Source organism: Mycobacterium sp. 852002-51057_SCH5723018 (genome assembly GCF_001667035.1).
In the GTDB taxonomy this organism is placed as follows: domain Bacteria; phylum Actinomycetota; class Actinomycetes; order Mycobacteriales; family Mycobacteriaceae; genus Mycobacterium.
Window position 1 is genome coordinate 176,211 of record NZ_LZIR01000008.1, and the last position, 10,852, is coordinate 187,062.

Below are 10,852 nucleotides of genomic sequence, written 5' to 3' on the forward strand. Positions count from 1 at the left end.
GCCGGGCGACACCGACCATGACCACGTGTCCATCGGCGGATAACGAGGGTCGGCCTCTTATATGTGAACAAAGGTTTGGTTAATTAGGTCGAGAGAGGCATACGGCACCGATTGACGCCAAGCACACCGAACCAACCATGCCCCGCCTCGATGGACGTCGGGTAGCAATGTGGCGGTTCGGGTCTCGTGGCGGGTGGCCCTTGATCTGGCACACCGGTGGACTGAGCTGCGGGCTGGATGACTGACAACGGATCCTGTCACCGCGTAAAAGGCGATGTGAGGCAGGCTCTTCCGCTTTAGAGTTGACACGCATGCGGACCGCCTTCGATCGGCAGCTTGACGCCCTGACCGCCGCCGTCGCCGAGACGTGTGCTCTGGCCGGCGGTGCGATGCAGCGCGCGACCGAAGCGCTGCTGACGGCTGACGTGCTGCTTACCGAGGTCGTCATCGCCGACCACGGCAAGATCATGCTCGATGGCGCCCGCGCCGAAGAGAAGGCCGTGGTCCTACTGGCCCTTCAGGCGCCAGTGGCCGGTGATCTTCGCGTTGTTGTTGCTGCCCTGAGGAATTCCGCTGACGTCCGGCGTATGGGCGCCCTGGCGATGCACGTCGCCAACATCGTGCGCCGACGTCACCCGACCCGTGTGTTACCGGACGAGGCAACCGGATACTTTGCCGAAATGGGCCGCCTCGCTGTGGATCTCAGCAGAATCGCGAAATGCGCCGTGCAATCCAGCGATCCATTTATGGCCGCTCAGCTGACCCGTGACGATGACGCCATCGACGGCTTACACCGCCAGCTTTTCACCCTGCTGATGGGCAAACATTGGCACCACGGCGTCACCGCCGTCATCGACGTCACCCTGTTGGGCCGATACTACGAACGCTTTGCCGACCATGCCGTCGAGATCGGGCGTCGAGTCATCTTCCAGGCGCGAGGAGAGCCGATGTCTGTTCCTGGGATCATCGCGAGGATCGTGAGGTTCCTCCGGGCCGGCTATCCGCAGGGCGTGCCGGCGACCGACACCTTTCCGTCGTTAGCGCTGCTGCGCCGGAGATTGTCCGATGAAGAGGTCACGCAGATCGCCACGCAGCTCGTCATACACGGCGACCTACCGGTCGACGCGACCAATATTCGAGTCATGATCAGCAAGATCACCGATCAGATGCCGGCACCGGAAGAGGTTGAACGCGTGAAGAAACACCTCGAGATCCGCGGATGGCCAATCAAGGACGAATTCCCTCCTTCGCGCGGCCTTTGACCGCCTCTTGCACAATGACATCGTGCCGTCTGGAAAATACCGCAAAGGGCCAGAAGCCCAGTGAGCGCGCCGCCGCGGAACGGCCGCTGACGTGCAGGGCTTCGGCTTCCACACCCTCGCGCTACTGACGGCAATAGGTTTCGCCGGTCCGCTGTTGGCTTCCCTACCGCGGCTGCGGATTCCGGTCATCATCGGTGAGCTGGCCGCGGGGCTCGTCGTCGGCAGGACGGGCTTCGGCGTCGTCGACGTCGCCCACCCCACCCTTGAGCTACTCGCGAACATCGGCTTCGCATTGGTCATGTTCGTCGTCGGCACCCATGTCCCGGTGCGCGGCGGCGCGCTGCGCTCGGCGGTGCCGCGGGCCATGGCGAGGGCGGCGCTGGCCGCGGGCGTCGCGGTGGCGCTCGGCATCGGTTTGGCGACCGCGTTCGGCACCGGCCACGCGGCGCTCTATGCGGTACTGATGGCCTCGTCGTCGGCGGCGGTGGCGTTGCCGGTGATCGATTCGCTGCGGCTGCGCGGACCGCACGTGCTTTCCGTGACCGCGCAGATCGCCATCGCCGATGCCGCCTGTATCGTGTTGCTGCCGTTGGTGATTGACATCCGGCGGGCGCCGACGGCGGCGCTCGGCGCGCTGGCGATCGCCGGCTGTGCGGTCCTCCTGTACGCGCTCCTTCGGGTGGTCGACCGCCGAGGGTGGCGCCAGCGGGTGCACCGCTACTCCGAAGACCGCCGATTCGCGCTGGAATTGCGGACCAACCTCGTCGTGCTGTTCGCGCTGGCGGCACTGGCGGCCAACACCCACGTGTCGATCATGCTGGCGGGCTTCGCGCTGGGTTTGGTGATCGCCTTGATCGGGGAGCCGCGGCGGCTGGCGCGCCAGCTCTTCGGCATCACCGAGGGGTTCTTCGGCCCGCTGTTCTTCGTCTGGCTGGGCGCCACGCTGCAGGTCCGCGACCTGGGTTCGCACCCGAAATTCATCCTGCTCGGAGCCGGCCTGGGCCTGGGTGCGGTCCTGGCGCATTGCACCGGAAGGCTGCTCGGCCAGCCGCTGACGCTGGGGGTGCTCTCGGCCGCCCAGCTCGGCGTCCCGGTGGCCGCCGCCACCATCGGTGCCGAGGAACACCTGCTCGCGGCGGGTGAATCGGCGGCATTGATGTTCGGGGCGCTGCTGACCATCGCCGCCACATCGATCGCCGGCGCGGTGGCCGCGCGCCGGCCCTCGGCGCGCGTGTGACAAAGGTCCCTTCGGAACGGGACCTCGAGACGACCGAAGCACCTGCCATCCGCATCCGTTCGGCCCTACGGCGCGGGCCGGCGCAGTGGTCGGATGAATATTCCAGGGGAGCGAGGAGGCTGTGATGAGGGTGGCAGCGTATCTGATGCGGATCGGCCGCGGGGGGCCCTTGTACAGCGTCACCGACCGCCTGCATGACGGGCGCACAGTCCAGGTGCCCGGCCGCGACATCGCACCGACCGTGTCGGCCTGGCTGGCCGAGCTCGGCGCCCACAGCCCACTGGTCGACGATTTGGCCCAAGCCGTGTGCGTGGGTGACTGGGCCGTAGCTTATGCCGTCGCTGACCAGCTATCCGTCGACGTTGCTGTGGCACAAAGTCCCTTTGCCTAGAGCCTTCCTGCCCTCGTGCGGGCCGGCGGGATTTTGCGACCGTAGAAGTGGCACGCTTGACCGAAGGGAACGAGCCCCATGAACGCGCGATTCCCGGATGCCGGCACTATCCGGACGGTCCTGATGCTGGCGTCTCGGGCGCCCTCGGTTCATAACGCGCAGCCGTGGCGGTGGCGCGTAGACGCGGAGAGCCTGCATCTCTACGCCGCCCCGGACAGGCAACTGCCCAACACCGACCCGGACGGCCGAGACCTGATCTTGAGTTGCGGTACTGCGCTGCATCACTGCGTTGCCGCTTTCGCGGCCGTCGGGTGGCGATCCAAGGTGACTCGGATGCCGAATCCGGCCGACCCCAATCACCTTGCCGCGATCGAATCGTCGCCTTACCCCGCCGACGCCGTCGACATAGCGCTCGCCGCGGCCATACCGCGCCGTCGCACCGATCGGCGCCACTACAGTGACTGGCCGGTGCCGGTGGGCGACATCGCACTAATGGCCGCGCGGGCGGCGCGAAACGGCGCGACCCTGTGCCGGGTCGAAGACCTCGACAAGCTGCATAAAATTGTGTCCCAGTCCGTTTGGGAGCACCCGAACGACGATTATCTGGCCGAGCCGACGGCATGGAGCGGGCGCTACGCATCGGTGGCGGGTGTACCGGCCCGCAATAAGCCGGTATCGGATCCCACGGCCAAGATTCCGGGCCGGATTTTCGCCGGTCCCGCGCTACCCATGCCGCCGGACGCATCGTCGGCCGACGACAACGCCGTCGTGCTGGCGCTGGGGACCCGCTCCGATGACCGCGTGACGCAGCTGCGGGCCGGTGAGGCCACCAGCGTCGTGCTGCTCACCGCGACATCGTTGGGGCTGGCCAGCTGCCCGGTCACCGAACCGCTGGAGGTTGCCGAAACGCGGGAGTTGGTTCGCTCCAACATTTTCGGTGGTGAGGACTATCCGCAGATGCTGCTGAGGGTGGGGTGGCCGCCGATCGACGCCGACCCCCTGCCGGCGACACCACGACGCGACCTCTCCGACTTCGTCGAGTGGATGCACGAGCAAGACGCCGAAGAGCGCTGAACGTCAACGGTCAATCGCTCGATGTCTACGCGATTTTCAAGACATCGCATGCCGGACGCCGCGGCGTAGGTGGCGGCAGGGCTTCCATCGGCGGCGCTATCCCGGCTCTGATCAGCACCTGCGGCCGCGCGGGCCGGGCTAGGGACGTTTGGCCGCGTCGGCGACGTCTTAGGCGGCGGAACATGCTCGACCAACGCCTTTGACCGCCGGTGGGGTCCATAGGCGCGACGCAGGACGTCGACTCCTCGCCGGTAATCGTCAAATCAACACCATTTATGAGGCCGATCGATATGACAACATGGGAGATCGAGTCGGTGATGCCGTGACTCTGGCCCCGGACGCCCGGCAGGAAGGGCTGCTAATGGTCAAGGTTTTCCTCGTCGATGACCATGAAGTCGTGCGGCGCGGTCTTGCCGATCTGCTCGCAGCGGACCCCGACCTCCAAATCGTCGGCGAAGCCGGTTCGATTTCCGAAGCGAAAGCGAGGATACCGGCGCTGCAGCCCGACGTCGCCGTACTCGACGTGCGCCTTCCCGATGGAAACGGAATCGAATTGTGCCGCGACCTGGTGTCCGATCACCCGGACCTGCGGTGCCTGATGCTGACGTCGTTCACCTCCGACGAGGCGATGCTCGAGGCGATCCTGGCGGGTGCCAGCGGCTACGTCGTCAAAGACATCAAAGGCATGGAGCTCGCCCACGCGATCAAAGAGGTCGGGGCGGGCAAATCGTTGCTGGACAACCGCGCGGCCGCGGCCCTGATGGCCAAACTTCGGGGCACAGCGGAACGCGATGACCCGTTGTCCGGGTTGACCGAACAGGAGCGAACCCTGCTTAGCCTGCTCAGCGAGGGTTTGACCAACAGGCAGATCGCTGCCCGGATGTTCCTTGCCGAGAAAACGGTGAAGAACTATGTGTCGCGATTGCTGGCCAAACTCGGCATGGAGCGGCGGACCCAGGCCGCGGTGTTCGCGTCGAGGTTGGATCGGCGCGCCGGGATGCCCCATACGCCGACGGCGACGCCGCAGGAATAGCCGGGCAACCGGGATTGGCGCCCTGACGGAAACCTGGGTGCAACAACACCCGCGGGGGTTAAGCTGACGCAGGGCATCTTCGCGTCGCTTACTTGGTATCGATGTTTGCCGGCGCAAGCTGCCACGGTGCTGAGGCGCGGAGGTATCGAGTCGGGTGGCCGACGACGAACGCAGTTCGGCCTTTGCTGGTCTCGGCCAGCGCGGGCTGGTCGACAGGATGCATGAGCAGCTCGACGAGTTGCTGGCGGCGCGCGATCAGATGGAGCAGCTGCTGCGCGTATTCGTCGAGATCGGCGCGGATGTCGGCGATCTCGATGCCACCTTGCATCGGATCGTCGCCTCGGCCCGGGAGTTGACCTCTGCCCCCTACGGCGCCCTGGCCCTGCGCGATCCCGACGGTGACCTGCTCGAATTCGTCCACGAGGGAATCGACGCGGACACCGTCCGGCTCATCGGGCATCTGCCCGTGGGCAAGGGGTTGCTCAGCCTGTCCCTCCTCGACGCGCCGGCCCTGCGCATGCCGGACCTGACCAGCCACCCGGCTTCCGTCGGGTTTCCCGAGCACCACCCGCCCATGCGGTCTTTTCTCGCGGTGCCGATCACCATCCGCGGGACCGTGTTGGGCAACCTTTATCTGACCCATGACGATCCGGCGCGGGAGTTTTCCGATTCCGACGAGGTCGCCGCCCGCGCGCTGGCGTTTGCCGCCGCGGTCGCCATCGATAACGCGCGACGGTTCGACCGGGAGCGGTTGTCGCTGAAGTGGATGGAGGCAAGCCGCGAGATCACCACCGCGCTGTTGTCCACCGCCGGGCCGCATCGGCGTCCGCTGCAGCTGATCGCCGAACGCGCGCGGACGTTGACCGATGCCGAGCAGGCGATCGTGCTCGTTCCGGCCGACGCCGACCTGCCCGACGACGAAACCGACACGCTGGTGGTGTCCGCAGCGGTGGGGGTCCACGCCGACGAGGTGATCGGCCAGGAAGTTCCCGTGGACGGATCCACCAGCGGGGAAGTTTTCCGCACCGGAAAACCGCTCATCACGGAGTCGTTCAGGTACCCGATCCAGGCGTTCACCGACGTCGGGCAGCGGCCCGCCATCGTCATGCCGCTACGCGCCGACGATCAGGTCGCGGGCGTGATCGCGGTCGCCCGCGGCGCCGACCAGCCACCTTTCGACGAGAGCTATCTCGCCCTGGTGAGCGATTTCGCCACGCACGCCGCGATCGCCCTCGTGCTGGCGGCGGCCCGTGAGGACGCGCGCCAGTTGACCATCCTCGCCGAGCGTGAGCGCATCGCGCACGACTTGCACGACCATGTCATCCAGCGGCTTTTCGCGGCCGGCATGGACCTGCAGGGCACGCTGGCCAGGACGCGCTCGGCCGAGTTGGCAGAGCGGCTCAACCGCACGCTGGACGATCTCCAAACCATCATCGAGGAGATCCGTTCGACCATTTTCCAGCTCAAGTCCCCGCTGGGGAGGGATGGCGGATTTCGGCAGACGATTCAGCGACTGGTCGCCGACTTGACCGAAAATCGCGACATTGTCACGACAATGCGCATACAGGGGCCGATGAGCGCCGTCGGTGGTGAACTCGCCGAGCACGCCGAAGCGGTCGCCACGGAAGCCGTCAGCAACGCCCTTCGCCACTCCGGTGCGTCGCGGCTGACCGTCGAGATCAGCGTCGCCGACATGTTCATCCTCGCCATCTGCGATAACGGCTCCGGCATACCGGCAGACAATTCGCGCAGCAGTGGTCTGGCCAACATCAAGCACCGCGCCCAACAACTCGGCGGCAGCTGCGAGATCACCACTCCGCCCGAGGGCGGCACCCGGGTCCATTGGACCGTGCCGCTGACCGGCTAGCCGAATTCGCGACCCGGGCGGCCCGGGACGATAGCGGTGCCGCGCAGTTCGACGAATCCGACGGTGCCGTTCTAGAGAGTCGAACGCCCCGGCCGTTGGGGACCAACGGCCCTGCGGCACGACGAACCGGATCAATAGTGTCGACGTCAGAAGCTAAATGGGGTGGTCGACAATGCTGATGAAGGCTCCGAAACCCGGAGTTCTCCGCGACGCGGTGATGTTGGCGAGCCGGGCGCCTTCCCTGCACAACAGCCGGCCGTGGCGGTGGGTCGTCGAGGGCGGAAGGCTGCACCTGTGGGCCGACCCACGCCGGATGGTGCACGCCACCGACCGCACGGGCCGGGAAATGACGTTGAGCTGCGGCGCCGTTCTCGATCATGTCAGGGTCGCGATGGCGGCCGCCGGGTGGGACAGCGCCACCGAGCGTCTCCCGGATCCCGCTGAACCCGACCACCTGGCGTCCCTCCGATTCCGGCCCCTCGCTGCCGTGACGCAGGCAGATCAGGAGCGGGCCGCCGCCATCCGCCGCCGCCGCACCGACCGGTTACCGTTCGCGGCTCCGCGGGCATGGCCGGCCTTGGAGAACGCGCTGCGGCGCTCCGTCCTCCCGTTGGAGGTGATGCTCGACGTGGTTGAAGACGACGCTCGACCGACGCTTGGAGCCGCCTCCCGGCTCGGCGAGGCGTTGCGCCGTTACGACACGACCTACCTCTCCGAATTGCGTTGGTGGACTGCGCCGTTCGAGTCGGACGCCACGCACGTGCCGGCCAGCGCTCTGCTGTGCGGCTCGAGGGGCGAGCGCCGCGCCGCCGTCGACCGCGACCACTCGACGATCCTTCTGCTATCCACCCACCACGACGATGCGCGGCTGGACGTCTTGCGTTGCGGTGAGGCGCTGTCGGCGGTACTGCTCGACTGCACCGTGGCCGGCATGGCCACTTGCACGCTGACTCACATGACCGAAATGGCGGTCAGCCGCAATACCATTGCGCAGATCACCGGAACCGCCGACCGACCCCAGCTGCTGATCCGGGTCGGTAAGTCACCGGCTGACGGCCACCACGTCGAGCCCACGGGTCGGCGCTTGCTGACCGAGGTCATCCAGTTTCGCGCTTGACGGCGCGTGACGGCCGGCCGCCTGAGCGGCGGATGCGCTGGTGCGCGGTGAGCAGCAGGTGATCGAATTCCGACTGGGCGTTGAGGTCTACGCCTGCGCCGCGGAAGTCGTCGGCGATCCGCTCGGCCACCAGCCGCAGCTTGACGTTGGCTTCCTGCGACATCCATTTCAGCAAGTTGAAAGCGGCGGTGTCGTTGATGCCATAGACCAGCATCAGCATGCCCTTGGCTTGTTCGATGCTGGCGCGGTTTTCGCTGATCTCGGCCAGCTTCGCGGTGACAAGGTCCTCCTGCGCCTGCTCGGGTAGCGGAGTCACATCGACGTAAAACCCGTGCGTCCCAATGATTTCGCCATCGTCGTCGAAGAGCTGATCACCGACGACCACGATGTGGTGCACGTGGCCCCCGGTGTCGATGATCCGGTGGCGGGTGCTGAACGCCTCGTGCGTGTTCAGAATCTGATCGATGGTGGCCGCGACCTGGCCGCGTTCCTCGGGGTGCTTGTGCGCGAGCACCAGCTCGGTGGTCGGGGTGACGGTGCCCGGCTCGTAGCCGTGCATCCGCTGGACCTGCTCGGACCATTCCCACCGCTGATCGGCGAAGTAGAACCGGAACCAGCCCACCTGTTGCGGCACACCGCCGGCCAATGCCCGCTCGACGTTGGGTGTTTGGCCGTCAAGTTCCCATTTCATCGTCGTGGACCTCATCTCCTCGGGTTCCCATTCACCGGTCGCGAGGTTCGATCGGTGCCCTGCCGCGGGCGGCGCGGACGGCTGCTGCGGCAGGCCGGCACCCGACTGAAGCCGGGTGCCGGGCCGCACTCGCCGCCCCGACGCCGGTTGATTCAGGCGTCGATGACCTCCCGCTTCGACGAGTTCTCGTCAATGGCCTGGTGTCGATTGCCGCGAGCGACCGAAATCTTGCGCGGCTTGGCCTTCTCGGCCACCGGGATTCGCAGCCTCAGGACGCCTTCCTGGTAGGACGCCTCGATCTTGTCCGTGTCGAGGTTTTCGCCCAGCACGAGCTGGCGGCTGAACACGCCACGGGGCCGCTCGGTCGCGAGCATCTCGCGATTCGGATCGACGGCGGGGCGCTCGGCGCGCACGGTCACCACGTTGCGCTCGATGTCGATGTCGAGCGTATCGGCGTTGATGCCCGGCAGGTCGAATTCGACGACGAATTGCTCTCCCTCGCGCCAGGCGTCCATCGGCATCACCGCGGGACGGGCGGCCGTGCCCATCACCTGCTGGGCGAAGCGGTCGAGGTCACGGAACGGGTCGGAACGCATCAGCATGGCGGTCACCTCTCACTCCAATCCAATGTTGTGAAGCTGGTTGTTTCTATGTCCAACGACATAGATTTTATATAGCACTCTCGACAGTAGAGTGCAAGTGTGATAAATAGGTTTTCTGTGCGAGTGACTAGGGAGATCCCGATGACGGAAGAAACTGGCGACAACGGTGCGCCGGCGCCCGATCAGGGCGTGTACGGAATCTCTGTGGCCGCCGAACTTTCCGGCGTTGCGGTGCAGTCGCTGCGCCTCTATGAACGGCACGGACTGCTGACGCCGGCCCGCAGCGACGGCGGAACCCGGCGCTACAGCGCGGAGGACCTGGCCCGGTTGCAGCGCATCAGCGCACTCGTCGACGCCGGGGTCAACCTCGCCGGCATCGCCCGCATCCTGAGCCTGGAAGACGACAATGCGGCACTCTCGGAGGCCAACACCAACCTGCGAACCACCAACCGCTCGCTGCGCAACGCCGCGAAGGGCGCGCGACCGAAGAAGCGAAACCACTATGACGCGGGCTGACCCCGCCCAGGCAACTTTCGCGCCTCAGCCGGTTGGTGTTCGTCAGCGGCTTTGCACTTCGTTATGCGGCTAATAGACTTTGTTTTGTGCGTAGACACGTTGAATCGGTCGCCGCGACCCCGACACAAGGGCGGCACGGATCTGACGGGGCGGTAATGCGCACGGGTGCCAGTCACGACGGCGTTCGGGACCAAGTGACGGCGCAACCGGCATCTGCATGCCAGATCGCGGCATCGCATCGGGACCGGCCATACCTCCGCCCGTCCGGGTCGATCACCGGGGCACCCGGATGGCCCGGGACCTCAGGGGGTGATGTCATGCCACACGGCAACAGCACCATAGTCGCTCAGCTGGCGGGACTGGTCGCCGACCTTGGCCGCCAGGAAACGGAAACGCGCGTCGGGCTGAACGAGCTAGTCCACAGCGGCGTCCGGCACATTCCGGGCTGCCAGTATTCGGGGATCAGCCTGGCCGACAAGAACAACGCGGTCACCAGCGTGGCCGCCACGCATCGCTATCCGATACTGCTGGATGTGATCCAGAACCGGTACGGGGAAGGGCCGTGCCTCGCCGCCATCCGGGAGCATCACATGATCCGTGTCGACGATCTGAACGCCGACCGGCGATGGCCGCGGTATCAGCGGTGCGCGCTCGAGCAGACCCCGATCCGCTCGATCTTGGCGTACGGGTTGCTCGTCGATGGCACCACGATCGCCGCGCTGAATTTCTATGCCGAGGCCCCACGCGCGTTCGACGACGAATCACTAGAGCTGGGTGGCATTTTCGCCAGTCACGTCGCCCTGGCGTGGTCGATGCTGCGCCGCCAAGACCAGTTCCGCAGCGCTTTGGCCTCACGCGACACCATCGGTCAGGCCAAAGGGGTGATCATGGAGCGCTTCAATCTCGATGCTGATGAGGCGTTCGAGCTCCTCACCCGGCTGTCGCAGCAGTCAAACACCAAAGTGATCGACATCGCCAAAGCGCTGATCGACGGCGAGCATCCGCTCAAGCGCTGCCATCACGCGGAGCGCGGCGCATAGCTGCCATAGCGTCCACAGCCCG

General features: G+C 66.2%; 11 protein-coding genes and 1 pseudogene. 10 read left to right on the forward strand and 2 right to left on the reverse strand.

What is annotated here, in order from left to right:
- Positions 1 to 311: 311 nt before the first annotated feature.
- The 8 genes and pseudogenes from phoU to A5764_RS03260 form a co-directional block, all read left to right on the forward strand.
- Positions 312 to 941 (forward strand): annotated as a pseudogene (gene phoU / locus A5764_RS03230) (phosphate signaling complex protein PhoU); the annotation flags it as partial.
- Between the two features lie 6 nt (positions 942 to 947).
- Complete coding sequence (locus A5764_RS29165) at positions 948 to 1,262, forward strand: DUF3349 domain-containing protein (protein WP_231989597.1); 315 nt, start codon at positions 948 to 950, stop codon at positions 1,260 to 1,262.
- Positions 1,263 to 1,353: 91 nt separating this feature from the next.
- Positions 1,354 to 2,499, forward strand: a complete 1,146-nt coding sequence (locus tag A5764_RS03235) for a cation:proton antiporter (protein WP_067108419.1) — start codon at positions 1,354 to 1,356, stop codon at positions 2,497 to 2,499.
- Positions 2,500 to 2,623: 124 nt separating this feature from the next.
- On the forward strand, positions 2,624 to 2,890 hold the full coding sequence (locus A5764_RS03240; protein WP_067108422.1) for a hypothetical protein: 267 nt from the start codon (positions 2,624 to 2,626) through the stop codon (positions 2,888 to 2,890).
- 78 nt (positions 2,891 to 2,968) lie between these two features.
- Entirely contained in the window at positions 2,969 to 3,964 is a 996-nt protein-coding gene (locus tag A5764_RS03245) for a nitroreductase family protein (RefSeq protein ID WP_067108426.1), read from the forward strand.
- A 361-nt stretch (positions 3,965 to 4,325) separates the two neighbouring features.
- Positions 4,326 to 4,997 carry a response regulator transcription factor gene (locus A5764_RS03250; RefSeq protein ID WP_067108745.1) on the forward strand — a complete coding sequence of 224 codons (672 nt, stop codon included), beginning with the start codon at positions 4,326 to 4,328 and terminating at the stop codon, positions 4,995 to 4,997.
- Positions 4,998 to 5,214: 217 nt separating this feature from the next.
- Entirely contained in the window at positions 5,215 to 6,864 is a 1,650-nt protein-coding gene (locus tag A5764_RS03255) for a GAF domain-containing protein (protein WP_067108747.1), read from the forward strand.
- 172 nt (positions 6,865 to 7,036) lie between these two features.
- A complete protein-coding gene (locus A5764_RS03260) occupies positions 7,037 to 7,981 on the forward strand; it encodes an NAD(P)H nitroreductase (RefSeq protein WP_067108429.1) in 945 nt (314 codons plus the stop codon).
- Here A5764_RS03260 and A5764_RS03265 read toward each other — a convergent pair.
- Both A5764_RS03265 and A5764_RS03270 read right to left on the reverse strand, forming a co-directional pair.
- On the reverse strand, positions 7,962 to 8,672 hold the full coding sequence (locus tag A5764_RS03265; protein ID WP_197501188.1) for a PAS and ANTAR domain-containing protein: 711 nt from the start codon (positions 8,670 to 8,672) through the stop codon (positions 7,962 to 7,964). The two genes, A5764_RS03260 and A5764_RS03265, sit on opposite strands and share 20 nt — an antisense overlap.
- Positions 8,673 to 8,824: 152 nt before the next feature.
- Entirely contained in the window at positions 8,825 to 9,274 is a 450-nt protein-coding gene (locus tag A5764_RS03270; RefSeq protein ID WP_067108752.1) for an Hsp20/alpha crystallin family protein, read from the reverse strand.
- Positions 9,275 to 9,415: 141 nt separating this feature from the next.
- Between A5764_RS03270 and A5764_RS03275 the strand changes: the two genes are divergently transcribed.
- Positions 9,416 to 9,790 carry a helix-turn-helix transcriptional regulator gene (locus A5764_RS03275; RefSeq protein ID WP_067108432.1) on the forward strand — a complete coding sequence of 125 codons (375 nt, stop codon included), beginning with the start codon at positions 9,416 to 9,418 and terminating at the stop codon, positions 9,788 to 9,790.
- Positions 9,791 to 10,107: 317 nt separating this feature from the next.
- Positions 10,108 to 10,830 carry a GAF and ANTAR domain-containing protein gene (locus A5764_RS03280; RefSeq protein WP_067108435.1) on the forward strand — a complete coding sequence of 241 codons (723 nt, stop codon included), beginning with the start codon at positions 10,108 to 10,110 and terminating at the stop codon, positions 10,828 to 10,830.
- Positions 10,831 to 10,852 lie beyond the last annotated feature (22 nt).